This window comes from Oenococcus kitaharae DSM 17330 (genome assembly GCF_000241055.1).
In the GTDB taxonomy this organism is placed as follows: Bacteria; Bacillota; Bacilli; order Lactobacillales; family Lactobacillaceae; genus Oenococcus; species Oenococcus kitaharae.
In genome coordinates this window covers 475,946-491,132 of record NZ_CM001398.1, presented here as the reverse complement: position 1 = coordinate 491,132, position 15,187 = coordinate 475,946, and the positions used below count along the sequence as shown (strand labels likewise).

Genomic DNA, 15,187 nt, shown 5'->3' with positions numbered 1-15,187 from the left:
AAGGCGCTTAGGACATCAACCAAGTACCTTCTTATACGTATCATAACCTGCACAAACCCTTGGATCCGTCAAAAGTTTAGTAAGTGAATAATAGATAATAAAGATATGCAAGATAAAGAGGTTGTTTTAATCACGGGTGCCAGCAGCGGCATTGGCTACCAGACGGCCGAATTGTTGGCTGAACAAGGCTATCGTGTTTATGGGGCGGCTAGACACATTGAAAAGATGTCAGCGTTGACGAGTATTGGAGTCATCCCAATTCAGCTTGACTTGACTCAAGAAGCCTCCATTCGATTGGCCATGAGCCAAATTAACCGGTTAGAAGGCGGCATCGATATTTTAATTAATAACGCTGGCTATGGTTCTTATGGTGCCGTAGAAAATGTTTCCATTAAAGAGGCCAAGCAGCAATTGGAAGTGAACCTATTCGGTTCAGTTCGACTCATCCAATTGGCATTGCCTAGTATGCGCTTAAAAAAACATGGCAGAATTATTAATGTTTCTTCAATCGCTGGCAGAATCCCCACTTTTATGGGAGCCTGGTACCATGCCAGCAAATATGCTTTAGAGGGGTTGAGTGATAGCTTGAGAATGGAAACCAAGTCCTTTGGGATTCAAGTCGTTTTAATTGAACCCGGCGGTATTAAAACCAACTGGGGGGCTCATTACAGCTGATCACTTAAGCCAGTCTTCTAAGGGAACTGCTTATGAATCCTCGGCTAACCAAGCGGCTGACAAAATGCGACAGCTTTATTCGTCAGAGGATCTCTCTAAGACCACCTTAGTCTTACAGACGATTTTAAAAGTTGCCAGTTCTGCACATCCGAGACCTCGTTATCTAGTCGGAACTGGGGCTAAATCGTTAGTTTTGCTACATACAATTTTGCCTAGCCAAATTTTTGACGCCTTGATCAAATTTAATCTTAGAAATCATGGTGGTTCTGTCTAATGACCATTTAAAAACTCTTCAACTCTTTTTTCTCTTTGGATGATTTAAAATTGGATATCCCGTGATAAAAGATGACAAGAGTCCACTGCCAAGATGTAGTAAAGGACAAGATTCTAGAAGTTGTTGGGCACTATCAGTTGTTCTCTCATAACCAAAAATGTATTTTTACTTTGTTAAGATAGCCGTGAGAAAAGAAATCACGATCTCAATTTCGTCTTCATGAAATCTCTCAGTCTTTTTAAAAAAGTTCTCTTTGATGTGATTATGTAATTTGTGATGAGCAGAAGCTAGTTCTTGTCCAATAGGGGTTAGTTTTAAATAAACTGTTTTTTTATTTTTATCATTTTGATATTTCTTCACAATTCCCTTTTTAGACATGACATTCACGCGACGAGAAATGCCACCTTGAGATAAATCAACTCTAGCAACAATCTGGCTGACTGATAAATCCTGTTGAGATAAATTATCCAAAATTCTTAGATCGTTATGAGTCAATCCAGATATTATAGTCACCAGTTCACTAGGGAAAGTACTTCTAATCCAATCCCCATAAACGCTCATGGCATCACTTTTAGATAATCGTTCTAAAAGAGTCGCAATAGTCTGGTATTGTTTATCATTCATATGTGATAACCTCTCTTGCATTTTATATTACCAGTAATTAATTATTGACACCAGACCTTTTTACATGTAGAATATATATTACCAGTAATTGATTACTGGTAATATATATTTAGAAAAGAGCCTGAAAATGAAAGCTTTGATTATAGATAATTTCGATTCATCACCAAGGTTCGTTGATAATTTCCCTATGCCCGAAAAAGATTCCAAATATGACACCTTAATAAAGGTATTAGCTACGCCAATTGAAAATCTTGACAAAGGAGTTGCATCAGGAAAACATTATTCAAGCAAATATTGGCATCCAAGTTTCCCGAGCATTCCTGGGGCCAGCGCGATTGGCCAAAAAGTCGATACTAACGAACTGGTTTATTTGCCGGCAATGTCTATGCGCCCGCTCAATGGCAGTATGGCAGAATATACAGTTGCTCAAGGAAATATGTTGGTTGAACTACCTTCAGAAATTGATAATAACGTTGCGGTAGCCTCTTTTTCATCTGCTTTAACGAGTCTACTACCATTAAAATACGATATAAATATCAGCTCCGAAGATACCGTGATCGTCAATGGCGCAACAGGTTTCGCTGGAAAACTAGCAATTCAAGTTGCCAAACAATTGGGTGTCAAAAACATTATTGCCGCAGGTCGCAATCATACCAAATTAGAACACAGTCTGGCTTTAGGAGCTAACCAGTTGTTGGATATCAGCCAGACCAAAATCAACATGGATCACATAAAAATTACAGGGAACCTCGTCATCCTAGACTATCTTTGGGGAGTACCAACTGAAAAACTCCTAAAGAATTTAATTCCAGATTCTCCGGCCAATCATCGACAAACGATTATTATCGAAATTGGCGCAGCAACTGGTCAAAACGATATCACACTCCCGGCCACAGCTTTAAGAACCTCCGGGGTTCAGCTAAGAGGAATGATGACGACTAAAAGTTTAGAGAACCGAAAGAAAGCAGCTAAGTTTTTGTGGAACTGGTTGATAAACGAAAAAATTCATGGTGATATTTCAATAATTTCTCCAGAAACAGCCACAAAGAACTGGTCCAACACTTCTCAAAACGGGATCAGATCCGTGATTGCTTTTTGATGTTGGTGATCCTAGAAAATTGTATTCCCATAAATATTCAATTCATTTATGCCTAATACTAACTTAAAAATTTTTATGATAATTGTCATTGTATATGCTGATAAAAGCCACTAATGATGTCTTTTTGATATGGTCAGCTCACGTATCAAAGTTTTGTAAAGATGAAAAACGAGAAGCACATTTATGAAAAAGTCCTCAACATCCATAACTTAAAACAAGCCAGTGAGTTCTTTTGTGTTTGTTCTACCATGTCATCATCAAGCCTTTCATCATAATAAGGGCCATTCTTTGGTCTTTCGACCCTACCTAACAAAATTTTTTGTCCTATAAGCCTATAGCTAACCAATTGCCATCATGGACTAGATGGTTGTGCAAACCAACTTGGCTAACCACTTCCAGCAACAACGCAAAAGTAAATTGGGCCACTGCGTCTGTCGCGTAGGTGGGGGGGCAATCAAGTCTGGTTTTAGGATTCAAAGCTTTGTTTCCTGATTAGCCAAGCATTATCAACTACTTGAAAGTTCACTTTGTAGCTATATAGTCATCCGCAGTAAAAAAACAGGCTCATTAGTGTTTAACGGGGCCTGTTCTTAATGTGACTCAACCAAATTGAATATTAATTTGCAGTTGCTGCCTGCTCTTTTTTAAGCAGAACCCGATCATAATGTTTGATAAATGGATACCAAACAACAAAGGCAGCAAAAGCGCAAACGATAGATAAAACAGCACCTTGCCAACTAGCAGTGGCAATAAAACCACTTAAACCAACTGGCGTTGGCCACGGCTGTTGCACAATAATTTTAGGTACTAGATGAGAAGTTACAGCAGCGTAGCCAACGATACCAGATACTAGAGGAGCACCGATGAATGGTATCAGAAGCTGAATGTTATAAACAATTGGTAAACCGAATAGGATAGGCTCGTTAATATTAAATATTGCCGGCACGATTTCGACTTTACCAATTTCTTTTAGCTGAATTGACTTAGCACGGAAGGTTAACCAAAGAGCTAATCCCAAGGTAGCACCAGAACCACCTATAATAACAAAAGCGTTCATTGGATCGCCGGCAAAAAAGTAAGAAGCGCCTTTGACATTGGCCGCCATATTGGCTAGCACGATTGGCGTATAGAATGAACTCATAATCGTGGCGCCATGGACACCAAACCACCATAGGAAATGAACCATGAAGATGATAATCAGAAATCCCCACCAAGTATTGGCAATGTCACTAATAAATGAAAATGGAATATAAAGAATTTTAAAAATATCGGTCCCAGCTAAAACTAGAAACAGATTTATAACAGTGACGACAACAGCCACACAAAAACCTGGTATTAGGGCGCTAAATGAGTTAGAAACGCCCGCAGGTACAGAGTCCGGCATCTTGATTGACCAATTGTGTTTGATAGTGAAACGATAAATTTGAACTGTTAACCAGCCAACGACTAAACCTGTAAAAATACCAACAGAGGCAATTCTGGTAACACCACCAGCTGAAACAGCATAACCACCGCCGATAATATTATTTTTGTTCAAAGACTGAACAAATTGGATAGCACCGTTCTTCCAAATTAATTGCGGTACGGTGATAAACATTGCCATTAAGAACATCAGCAACCCATTGAGCGGATTTAGGTTAAGATGTTCTTCCTCTTGATAAATCTGTGTGTAAGTATATGTGAAAGTCCCTGCAAATACTAAGGCTAAAATTCCCATCGAAGAACTATAAACAACTTGGAATAAACTAGCAAAGCGACCCAAGGTATTAGCATAGAACCCTGCAAATCCAGGGATTGGAAACGCTTGCGGCAAAATTGTCAGAATTAAGAAAATAGCACCAATAATTGAAAATGTGATAACGCTGTAGCCGGCAGCCATGATTGCTCTTACAAATCGTGAACCAGCGAACTTACCGGCCGCTTTGGTCATCCTATCTTTAAACGAAACTTCATTTGTTCCTGTCATAATAATAGATATCCTCCTTTCAGTTAAGATCGGGATTGATTGATTTGTTTATACAAATCAACAATTTCGCCAGCCAGATCGCGAAAAGTGATCGCAGTCATGACGTGATCTTGGGCATGTACCATCAAGAGACTCATTTTGGCGTGGTCGCCATTGGCTTCTTTGGTCAACATATCAGTCTGAGCGTTATGAGCCTGGGACAAATAACTGTCAGCTTCTTTAAGCTTCTGATCGGCTGTTGTGAAATGGCCATCTTTAGCAGCGTGGATGGCTTGGAAAGCAGATCCCTTAGCATTTCCTCCGTTAATGATCAAACTCATAATAACTGTTTGATTTTCTATCTCGTCTGCCATATTATTTAATCTCTTCTAAGGCGTGGGCTAAGATCTTTGCGCCGTTCATCATGCCATAATCTTGCATATTGATCATTTCAACCGGAATAGTTAATCTTGATTTGAACTGATCGAATAAATAACTAACTTGTGGACCAAGCATGAGAATATCAGGTTTTTCAGATTCCAGTTTGTTGTTGGCATCCGCAGCGGCTGTCGCGAAGATATTAACTATCTCTCCCTGTTCTTTTGCCGCTTTTTGCATTTTGCTTACCAACAGGCTGGTTGACATTCCTGCTGCACAAACCAACATAATTGTTTTTTCTGCCATGTTATTTCCTTTCTTGAGTTTCGTCATAGTCAATCTAACGCAGTACCGTTAGATTGGATGACTTTTTGATACCAGAAGAACGAGTCCTTCTTTATTCGCTTCAGGCTTCCATGGCCCTGATCATCTTTGTCTACATAGATAAAGCCATATCGTTTGGACATTTGACCAGTACCAGCAGAAACTAGATCAATGCAACCCCAAGGCGTATAGCCCAGTACCTCAACACCATCTTCTTCTACTGCATCAATCATTGCTCGAATATGTGCTTTGAGATAATCAATTCGATAGGGATCATGGATCTCACCGTTATTCTCGACTTTGTCATAAGCACCGAGACCATTCTCAACTACCATTAACGGTTTGTGATAATGATCTGCTAACCAATTGAGGGAATATCGAAAACCTAGCGGATCAATTGGCCAACCCCAACTACTTTTTTCAACATTAGGATTATCAACAACGAGTTCAGGACCAACAAAATGAAAATCTGGGTTCTCTTTCTTATAAGCAACCGTCATGGAATTGTAGTAGCTCAATCCGATATAATCTACAGTACCTTCGCTTAATATCAAACGATCTTCCGCTGTAATATCACGACGTAGTTCGTTCTTGGCAAAAAAAGCTTCCATATTGCGCGGATATTTACCCAAAGCGTGAACATCAGCAAACCAATAGCGCCTTTGCATTGCTTTTTCTGCCTGAAAAATGTCTACTGGTTTTGATGAAGCCGGATAGATTGGTGTCATGTTAATCATGCAACCGATTTTAAAATTAGGATTGATACGATGACCAAGATGGACTGCTAAAGCACTAGCGACCAGTTCATAATGGGCTGCTTGATACATTAATGCTTCTGCATCTGCTTGATTATCTTTCAATATTAGTCCAGAATTAGTAGCCATCAAAAATTGGTTCGTGTAATCGGTTTGATTATCAATCTCGTTAAAGGTCATCCAATATGTCACTTTATCGCGATAACGCTTAAAAACAATTTCGGCGTAGTGGGTAAAAAAGTCAATTAATTTCCTATTACGCCAACCACCATATTTTGTAATTAGATGATAAGGTATTTCAAAATGCGATAGGGTAATGACTGGTTCGATGCCATATTTACGGCACTCGTCAAACAAGTCATCGTAGAACTTTAATCCAGCTTCGTTAGGCTGATCCTCGTCTCCCTTTGGAAAGATTCTCGACCAGGCAATAGAAGTTCGAAAACATTTGAATCCCATTTCTGCAAATAATTTGATATCTTCTTTATAGCGATGGTAAAAATCAATAGCCTCATGGCTAGGATAATATTTGCCATCCACCACGCCATCAGTAATCTCTCGATTTTTTCCATTGGCTCCAGCGGTCATAATATCGGCCACACTGAGGCCTTTATTCTCTTCTTTATAGGCGCCTTCCAGCTGATTAGCCGCGACAGCACCGCCCCACAAGAAATTTTTTGGTAAAGAATACTTACTCAATATATTTGACTCCTTAATCTAAATTTGATGAAATATTAGGTTTCTGTAATGGTGTTTTATTTGTTAATCACCCCTTTTTTCAAATCAACATTTTTTACTTTACAGTGGCCATTATATAATGAAAGCGCTACCATAAATCTATAAACATGCAAGTTGATTTGTTCTCCAGCATTGCATCTTGTTCCAAAAACAAAATTATGTAACAATCTAGTTGTTTTTTAAACTAAATGGGTTAATTGATGAGGGAATCTGATGCAAGCAAATCAGGACTTCAATTTCACAGCTACGGAAACGAATATTTACGATTTTTTAATATCACACAAAGCCGAAGTTATAGAGTCAAATCTTCGCGATTTGGCAAAAACAATTCACGTTTCTCCAGCCTCCGTCTTGCGGTGCATTAAAAAAATGGGTTGTGATAGTTTTTATGAGCTAAAATTTAATTTCCGAAATCAGCAGTCCGCCCAAATTAATGGTCAAAGTCAAAAGAATTATTTAATTGACATCGCCCGAGATTTTTTTACTCGCCCACTGTTATCTGAGTATCAAGTTACACTTGCAAATATTAAAAAGATGATTAGGCAAAGCAAAACGCTTTGTTTCTTTGGCGTTGGCACTTCGGGCATTTTGGCAGAGTACGGAGCGCGTCAATTTGCAAATTTTGGCATAGATGCTTTTTACAATAAAGACCCGTATTATCCTTATCAACGCATTAGTAAAGACATGAAGTCAATGGTACTCATTGTACTTTCAGTAAGCGGAGAAACAGGTGAGGCTATTAGGCAGATTACAAGTTTGAAAAATTTAAAATGCAAAATTATCAGCATAACCAATACCAGCTATAGTACTATTGCAAAGCTTTCAGATATTAATCTTTCCTATAATGTCAGTGCAGAAGTAGTTGCGGACACTATCAATACAACTACACAAATTCCAGTACTTTTTCTCCTTGAATATTTAGCAAGAGAACTAAAAAAATAAGAAACATCCAGGATGCTTTGCCAATGCTGCTTTTAGTAAAAACCTTTATCACAAAATAGTCTATGGAAGCCCTGATAGGATTTTTATAGACTTTTTTTGTTTCATAAACCTATACCCTAGCGKTACAAAATCAAAAGTAAGAAAAAGCCTATCAACTAGGCTTTTTGTTTGTTCTATAAACATGTATCATAAAGAAAAAGGAAAAATACCATGAGTTTAGTCTTTTATGCCAGAGTCAGTTCCACAGATCAAAATCTCGCTCGACAGTTAGCTAGAGCCAAAAAGGTTCAGGCTGATAAAATTTTTGCTGACAAGTTATCCGGGAAAGACATTCAACGGCCAGAATTTATCAAGTGCCTAACTTACTTAAGAGAGGGCGATACCTTAGAAGTCTTGAGCTTAGATCGGCTATCCAGAAACTACCAGGATATTAAAAACATTGTTTCTGAACTCCGTCATAAACATGTGGCCTTCATTGCTGACGATCTGCCTAATCTGGCAACTGGCAATCCTTTAATTGATCAATTTATGTTGGATATGATTATCGGCCTCATGAGCTTTGTCGCTCAAAATGAAAGAGAGAAGATTAAAGAAAGACAAAGACAAGGGATTATCGAAGCCAAAAAGCGTGGCGCTTATATTGGCAAGCAATTAGAATATGCACCCAACAGCGTGAATCCTGGTAAGCGTGCTATTTACTTTGGCTTACAAGCCGCTTATCAGAGTCAGACTTATTCCATCACACAATTAGCCCAGCAGTATGGCATTGCCCGTTCAACGGTTTATCGGGTTATGAAACGGATTAAAGAAGAGGAGTAAAAAACTAAAATCATTTACGTTGTTGGACACAACATATAATATGTAGGAAACAGATATGGTGATTTCATTAATAAAACACAAAAACCGGCAAACTCATGGATACTAGTTTTATAGGTATCAAAAACAGTATTCGTTAGTAAAGATATACTTTCAATATTAAATTTTAAAATTTATCTAATAAAAATGTTGGACATTGCCGTGTGACCTTATTAAATATGCTATGGAAAAAAGTTGACGCAACCTTCATGCAAATTGTCTGATAGATCCGAAACTCAGTTCGGCTATCTAGCTAATTTGGTTAATTCGCCGATCCGTTTTCTGGACCAGCCGACAATAAGAAGATAAGAACAGAATTCAACACACTTGTATAAAGATAAAAGATATCCCCTACTAGCTTGTCATCCAAATCATTATCAGATATAGCAAACCAATGAGCTAGACGGTTTCTAAAATTTAAACCGATTTTTTTATTATTTTCTTCATAACGCAAAAAGAAGAATTTCAGATTTTTAACTTGGAATTTTCCTAGTGCCAATTGGACAATATGTTGGTGAGCATCTAATAAATCTCCCAACGTCTTATGGTCTAAGTTTATAAATTTATTATTTTTTTCGAAATGATAGCAAAAATACTTAAGCAGTTTTTCTGTCAAAGAACACAGAAAAGCACTAGCTGCGTAACAAGCATTTTTTTTAAGTATTTGATCCGGCTGATTACAAGAAAGAGAATTTGTATTTTTGATATTTACCAGCATTTGGATAAACATCTTGGTATCTTGCTCAAACCCAGGTATTTCTCCATTCAGTTTTTCATTTATGACTTTGGCTGATTGCAAATACATGGGGGCTAGCGTTTCCTCAAATTGGCCGTTATAGAGGCTTCCTATTAATAAGGCACCCATACAATCCACGGTATTTTGCAACCAGTTCTGGTAGCTATACGAAAAATAGTCATCCGAATCAATGTTAGAAGAGACAAGGTCCGCTAATTCTTTCTTCCCTTTAGATGCTTGATTCAAACAATTTTTTAATTTTCCATCTTCATCTCGTTCATAGGACAGCTTTAATAGCGTATCTGGCCATCTTGGGTGGGTGAATAATCTGCCAAGACCCTCTTCTAAAGGAATTTCTTGTGTGATCTCTTGTCCTTCGGTTTGTAAATATTTATCGAGCAATTGATTAGCACCTTTTAACTTGTCTCTGATCTGATTTGCTCTTGTATCTTGGATGGCATCCAAGAAATAAGAAAGGTCCTTAATATTACTTTGATAACTTCCGATTTCTCTTAGATGAAGCTGCGATGGGAAGGCAGAGAGTTTATTAAATACAAAATCAATCAAGGGCTTTATAAATATTTTTATTTGGTCATCTTGTTTATTATGGAGATAGATCAGGATATCTAAAACTTCATGTTGCCTGAGAGGAAAAACTTTTTTAATTGACTCAACAGTGAATATTTTTTCGAGGGAACCATTCTTTTCCAAATGTTCTGTAAATTCTTGAAAATGGTCAATGATGATATAAAAACGATTTTTCGCCAAGTATCTGAAGACATCATTTGAAATGCCTCTTTGAAATTTAATAAGTAAAGGCATGGTGGCCTCAGACACCTGTTTCTTCAAAAAATTTGAAGTGCTCAAGGAAAAAATTTCTGAGTAGTGGCCACTGATAAATTTAACAATTTGTAAATTGTTAAATTGAATCTTTTCAACCATCTTGATTAATTCATTGATTTTATTTGTATCCTCACTATTTTTTAGTAAGGGAACCATTGCTTTTAAATGCAAGATATTGGCAATTACAAGATAATCTATATAGTTCTTTAGACTGAGCTCTTCTGACAATGAATAGTGTCCAAAGTACTCGGTAAACGTCTTCTCATATTTAATGAGCACTTTTATATCATTACCCGATGCCCAATCACTTTCACCGTAATAAACCAAAGTAAATATTTCACCCTGCTGTTTGAGTAAATTTAAAATATCCATCTATTGTGTCTCCTGTTTTTTAGACTTATGAAACAATACGGAGTTGCTTGTCCTAACGGTTTTCGGCATCAACAGGTAGACAAACGCTGACGTTATTTGAAGATACCTTATTTCAAAATAGATTAATGAATGTTCGACGAAAATATTGTTTACGGTAACTACGAAGAGACATTTGAGAAGCTAACCTCATATCCTGAATTAGAATCCGGACGCGGGTTGAGTCTGATTAAGATTATCTTTTTAAATTAAGACCGAATCAAGTGTCTCTTTCAATATCAACTTTAAGTAATTACTATTTTGTGGCAGCGAGTAAACTTGGGCACTGACAATTCCAGGAAAATCGTTATTAGGTGACTGTGAATCATCACTAGAAATAATCGCACTATTAAACTTTTTATCATTCATATTCTTACCTGGATTAATTTTCTTTAACACATCATCGTCCACCCACAAAATATCAGCTTCGTTGTGATCATTACCCATAAAATATGTTGATTTACTAAAATTAGACGATCCAATTGTCGCAATAGGGACATAGATATCTTTCATAAATCCAGAGATATCTTTTTTATTTCTTAATGTTGGATTTGATTGAGGTCTCCAGCAAACAATAAAAAACATTTTTCGATGATCTCTTGAAAACCCAAATGACGTTTTTAAGCGTGGCTGAGTGGCGCTTTTTGGCGTGCTGCTCAATGCGCGTAGGGTAAAATTAAGTATCTTTTTTTTGCGTAAAAAACCACCATTCATCGTACCTAAAATCCAACAATGAGCAATTTTTTGGTTATTAATAATTGCTTTTGCTAATTTATCAGCGGTTTGGCTTGTTGTAGACAAGTATCCAGGCGAAATAACTAGACCAACCTTGTAATAATTATTTCCCGCCATTTGGCAAATTTTTGTAATCGATTGTTGGAGACTCTGGGCGAGAAGACTTGGGGTTTGGCCACTACCAGTAACCGTGGTATATTTTTGAATATAGTTTATATACATCCGTTCGTGTTTTTCTTTCTATAATTTAGTCAAAAAATCAGTCTTAACGTGTTGACTACTGAAATTGTAATTCCTAATTGTGAGTTTGGAACTTCTTTTAATGAATATATGTATCACATTGCTCATGCATCTAATTCTCAGGGTAGCCTAGGGCCGCCAGATAATACCCCCACTCACTTACAAGCTGTAGAACACCAAAGATAATATGTATCCTTTCAAGACTGGTATTGTTTAACTATTTTTTGATTGTCTTTTCTTGCAGCATATAGTTACGACCTTTCTTGGTTAAAGAAACAAATTCAAGATAACCGTCATTAACAGATTTTTCTGGCCCATCTTGAATGAGCTGTAAGGCACAAAATTGAGTTTTAATTGTCTGAAAAAGATTCTCGTTGATAGTAAATCTATTATGCCCCACAAAATCTTGTAGTGCTGTTTCTAAAAGGTTTTTTGCGTCATGACTCGTTCGAGCCTGTATTAAATTAGGCGCCCACAGCAGAAAAAGATCCTTCCAATCTATAGGCTTGGTTACTGGATAACTATCCATATTTGTTCCGTAACCAAATATATATGTTCCCTTGATTTCTATAGAATTCCCTTCAAAGGCTATATCATTGCTAAATTCTAGCTTTTGATCTGCTACTTCTCTCTCAAGAACAGAATTTTGATCCCTTAACTTTTTATTTTCTTTATTTAAATCATTCAGTTCTTAGCAGACTGCTGTTTTGTTCAACTTCGTTGGTGCGAATCCAGCCAATAAGCTTTTTATCGTCTTTGAAGTCGTACATTTTGGCCAGAATACTTGATCGTATATCCTTGGCATCGCTCGCAAATTCAACCATTTTAGATGTAACTTGGTCTTTGAAATTATTATATAAGGTCCTATTCTGTTGTTCGTAAATTGTTTCTTTGCTTGTTTTATTTGCTTTGTCCTGTAAGAACTTATCCGATAACACAATGGCAAAAACTGGAGTTTGTTTTGACAGGGCATATTCGTACTCTAGTTGGGTATAACTTTTGTTGGATTCTTTATCCAAGCTACCATACCTGCCACCTAAAATCAGCAAATAGACGTCCGATTGATCAATCCAGTTGTCAATCACGGCCATCTGTGACTTATCATCAGCTTTAAAGAGTTCCATTCCGGCGGGAATGTTCCCTGATCTTAAAACGGCTTGGACAGCAACCTGACGCTCTTCCTTTAGATCTGTATAGGTGGATGAAATAAAGACTTGTAATTTTCTATTTTCCATTTTTTGTAACATCTCCAACTATGCTTTTTGATTACTTTAAAAACCGCTTGTGCCGCTCTAATCTAGTTAAACCTGTGATTAATCAGATTAGAAAAATCTCCAGTTGCCATCGTCTTCTCTCCTTAAAAACAAATCAATTTTACTTCACTTAGATACATATAAATATTGCGGATAGGTTACCGATTAAGCATTGTACTTTTGCAAGTCGCTAGTTGATAATTTATGATCAATGTTTCAGAAATAGTTCAAAAATAGGGATCATACAGTACGATTTTGGTGTTTTTAAGTGTGAAAGAAGTGGTGTCAGTTGAGAAGAGTTTTGACTCTTTTGTTATATCAGCCAAGTGATTAATCAATCTCATTTAAAACTTGTTGATTGAGTCTTGCTTGCAAATCTTTAACAAACTGATTGTCTTCTCTATCAGTCACATAATTAATGAACAAATGATTTTGATTATCACCAAGAGCAGCAACCTTGTCGCTTTCGCTAATTGGGAACTGGCCGCTGGCAAAGTCTAAGCTAACTAGACCTTCTTGACTTTGTTTTGCCTGCTTGATGATGTCACTAGCGACCTGTTGTCCTTGTGGTCCTAACTGATTCAGTTGATCTTTTATCGTTGCCATAGCTTCTAGTGTAAGCCTCCTTTTATACGAACATTTGTTCGTATTTGTTTTAAACTAAAAGCATGACAGCAAAAATTATTGATCAGAATGGCCATGTTCATTACGATGATCACAACCATGATAAGCTCATGGCTTACTACAAACTTAATGACTTCTTTATCAACCATGCCATCGGCCATTGGACCAGTGACCATATTTGGATCCCCTTCTCAGATAACGACACCCAACTCTTTTATCCAGACTTCAGTAACGAAAAATGGATGCTGAAAATTCCTTATATCATTGAACAGTTCGGCTGCCAGGAACTGGTCGATAAATTGCATCGACTGCAAACAGACGGGACGGCTGAACGCTTAGGCATCAAACCTTGGCTAGTCCCCGATATAGATAAATGGAATAAATGGTGAGTAAAACATGACCGATGTATAGAGACAACAAGTAGTTCATGCCAATCCAGTATTTTGATACCAATATATTTAGAAGCAAATAAAAGTCGGTTTGTTTTTGAATTTCTTGGCTACTCTGAACCAAAAAAATAAGCATTTGCTTCGAAGAACTCTGACAAGAGAAAATTGATGCTTTCTTTGGTCTTTGAATCTCATTGTCTCCTTTTTTAAAAGAAATATAAAACAAAAATATCCCCAAAATTGATCGGGGACATCAAAGGTTTATTCATTGACTTGAGTTCAATGGTGTTGCCATGAATGGATCATGAGACAAATTCCACAAATTAAATACTGTTCTAAAAATGATATAAATAGTTATTTACTCTCTTGTGTAGTTTGTCCTTGGTATAAAGAAATGGGTAATTGTATACGAGGAACCGGGCCCTCCAGTTGGTGATGAATCATTTTATTGAATTCATCGACAGCTGTTCGAGCAATCTCAGAAACCGGTTGACGAATAGAAGTCAAAAGCGGTGTATCGCTGGCCGTCGCTCGTCCACCATCAAAACCAATAATTTGGACGGCAGCAGGAACCGGTACTTTCATGTCTTGTAATTGACGATAGACTGCCATCCCATACTCATCAGACATGGTAAAAATACCGCTCCCGATTAATTTATTGCTATTGGCCAGCTGGTTTAACATGACGCTGATCCCTTTTAAAGCAAGGCTTTTCTCATCTTTTATTTCAGGAACTTTGAAAATATCAAACTCAATATTATGTTCCTCACAATAATCCTTAAAACCATCATATCGTGCCTGCATTGCTGCAGACTCAAGATGGGTTGCCCCTAAGAAATATTGGCGTTTAGCACCAGACTGCTTAAGAGTAGCCGCCGCCAATTGGCCACCAGAATAGTTATCAGATGAGACCATTGGAAATAAACCTGTCACATCTTTTTCAATTGAAACTAAGGGCATCCCAGGGGCAACATGCCGGTTCATTTGCGAATACGAAATGGAGATAATGCCAGCAACTTTTTGTTCTTGTGCCATCTCGACGTACTCTCGTTCCTCATCATATCGACTGTTAGAAACGCACAAGATCATCTTGTAATTTTTCTGATTTAAGGCTTTTTGAATATGATAAGTTAGTTCAGCAAAGAATGGCGTCCAAACTGTAGGCGTGATAAAGACAACATAACGCGAACTTTGAGTCCGCATTTCTGCAGCCGCGGCATTTCTCACATAGTGTAATTTCGAAATCGCCGCTTTGATCCTAGTGGCAGATTCTGGCAAGACACGTTCCTTATTCAAATAGTTAGACACCGTGCCACGAGAGACCTTGGCCTCACGGGCAACATCATTCAT

At 37.5% G+C, this 15,187-nt stretch carries 15 protein-coding genes and 2 pseudogenes; 5 read left to right on the top strand and 12 right to left on the bottom strand.

Going from position 1 to position 15,187, the window contains the following annotated elements:
* Positions 1 to 105 precede the first annotated feature (105 nt).
* Positions 106 to 949 (top strand): annotated as a pseudogene (locus tag OKIT_RS02490) (oxidoreductase).
* Between the two features lie 165 nt (positions 950 to 1,114).
* Here OKIT_RS02490 and OKIT_RS02485 read toward each other — a convergent pair.
* Positions 1,115 to 1,573, bottom strand: coding sequence for a MarR family winged helix-turn-helix transcriptional regulator (locus OKIT_RS02485; protein ID WP_007745027.1), 459 nt, complete (start codon positions 1,571 to 1,573; stop codon positions 1,115 to 1,117).
* A 127-nt stretch (positions 1,574 to 1,700) separates the two neighbouring features.
* Between OKIT_RS02485 and OKIT_RS09765 the strand changes: the two genes are divergently transcribed.
* Positions 1,701 to 2,672: a quinone oxidoreductase family protein gene (locus OKIT_RS09765; RefSeq protein ID WP_007745026.1), complete on the top strand. Its 972-nt coding sequence runs from the start codon at positions 1,701 to 1,703 to the stop codon at positions 2,670 to 2,672.
* A gap of 342 nt (positions 2,673 to 3,014) precedes the next feature.
* On the opposite strand, the pseudogene OKIT_RS09615 reads toward OKIT_RS09765, so the two are convergent.
* The 5 genes and pseudogenes from OKIT_RS09615 to OKIT_RS02460 all read right to left on the bottom strand — a co-directional run.
* Positions 3,015 to 3,119, bottom strand: a pseudogene (locus tag OKIT_RS09615) (D-2-hydroxyacid dehydrogenase); the annotation flags it as partial.
* A gap of 169 nt (positions 3,120 to 3,288) precedes the next feature.
* Positions 3,289 to 4,638: a PTS cellobiose transporter subunit IIC gene (gene celB, locus OKIT_RS02475; RefSeq protein WP_007745023.1), complete on the bottom strand. Its 1,350-nt coding sequence runs from the start codon at positions 4,636 to 4,638 to the stop codon at positions 3,289 to 3,291.
* Between the two features lie 23 nt (positions 4,639 to 4,661).
* A complete protein-coding gene (locus OKIT_RS02470) occupies positions 4,662 to 4,991 on the bottom strand; it encodes a PTS lactose/cellobiose transporter subunit IIA (protein WP_007745022.1) in 330 nt (109 codons plus the stop codon).
* Position 4,992: 1 nt separating this feature from the next.
* Positions 4,993 to 5,301 (bottom strand): PTS sugar transporter subunit IIB, encoded by a 309-nt coding sequence (locus OKIT_RS02465; protein ID WP_007745021.1) that lies wholly within the window; start codon positions 5,299 to 5,301, stop codon positions 4,993 to 4,995.
* Positions 5,302 to 5,330: 29 nt separating this feature from the next.
* Positions 5,331 to 6,773, bottom strand: coding sequence for a 6-phospho-beta-glucosidase (locus tag OKIT_RS02460; RefSeq protein WP_007745019.1), 1,443 nt, complete (start codon positions 6,771 to 6,773; stop codon positions 5,331 to 5,333).
* A 252-nt stretch (positions 6,774 to 7,025) separates the two neighbouring features.
* Between OKIT_RS02460 and OKIT_RS02455 the strand changes: the two genes are divergently transcribed.
* Positions 7,026 to 7,754 (top strand): MurR/RpiR family transcriptional regulator, encoded by a 729-nt coding sequence (locus OKIT_RS02455; protein WP_007745017.1) that lies wholly within the window; start codon positions 7,026 to 7,028, stop codon positions 7,752 to 7,754.
* A 210-nt stretch (positions 7,755 to 7,964) separates the two neighbouring features.
* Positions 7,965 to 8,573 (top strand): recombinase family protein, encoded by a 609-nt coding sequence (locus OKIT_RS02450; protein ID WP_007745015.1) that lies wholly within the window; start codon positions 7,965 to 7,967, stop codon positions 8,571 to 8,573.
* 298 nt (positions 8,574 to 8,871) lie between these two features.
* Here the strand turns inward: OKIT_RS02450 and OKIT_RS02445 are convergent, their stop codons facing one another.
* From OKIT_RS02445 to OKIT_RS02430, 5 genes are all read right to left on the bottom strand, one after another.
* Positions 8,872 to 10,560 carry a hypothetical protein gene (locus OKIT_RS02445; protein WP_007745013.1) on the bottom strand — a complete coding sequence of 563 codons (1,689 nt, stop codon included), beginning with the start codon at positions 10,558 to 10,560 and terminating at the stop codon, positions 8,872 to 8,874.
* Between the two features lie 240 nt (positions 10,561 to 10,800).
* Positions 10,801 to 11,448 (bottom strand): hypothetical protein, encoded by a 648-nt coding sequence (locus OKIT_RS02440; RefSeq protein ID WP_028291851.1) that lies wholly within the window; start codon positions 11,446 to 11,448, stop codon positions 10,801 to 10,803.
* Between the two features lie 340 nt (positions 11,449 to 11,788).
* A complete protein-coding gene (locus OKIT_RS09340) occupies positions 11,789 to 12,100 on the bottom strand; it encodes a hypothetical protein (RefSeq protein ID WP_007745008.1) in 312 nt (103 codons plus the stop codon).
* Positions 12,101 to 12,251: 151 nt separating this feature from the next.
* Complete coding sequence (locus tag OKIT_RS02435; RefSeq protein ID WP_007745007.1) at positions 12,252 to 12,806, bottom strand: DUF4062 domain-containing protein; 555 nt, start codon at positions 12,804 to 12,806, stop codon at positions 12,252 to 12,254.
* Positions 12,807 to 13,154: 348 nt separating this feature from the next.
* Entirely contained in the window at positions 13,155 to 13,430 is a 276-nt protein-coding gene (locus OKIT_RS02430) for a hypothetical protein (protein WP_007745006.1), read from the bottom strand.
* 62 nt (positions 13,431 to 13,492) lie between these two features.
* On the opposite strand from OKIT_RS02430, the gene OKIT_RS02425 reads away from it, so the two are divergent.
* Positions 13,493 to 13,837, top strand: coding sequence for a hypothetical protein (locus OKIT_RS02425; protein ID WP_007745005.1), 345 nt, complete (start codon positions 13,493 to 13,495; stop codon positions 13,835 to 13,837).
* Positions 13,838 to 14,191: 354 nt separating this feature from the next.
* On the opposite strand, the gene OKIT_RS02420 is transcribed toward OKIT_RS02425, so the two are convergent.
* Positions 14,192 to 15,187 carry a LacI family DNA-binding transcriptional regulator gene (locus OKIT_RS02420; RefSeq protein WP_036593696.1) on the bottom strand — a complete coding sequence of 332 codons (996 nt, stop codon included), beginning with the start codon at positions 15,185 to 15,187 and terminating at the stop codon, positions 14,192 to 14,194.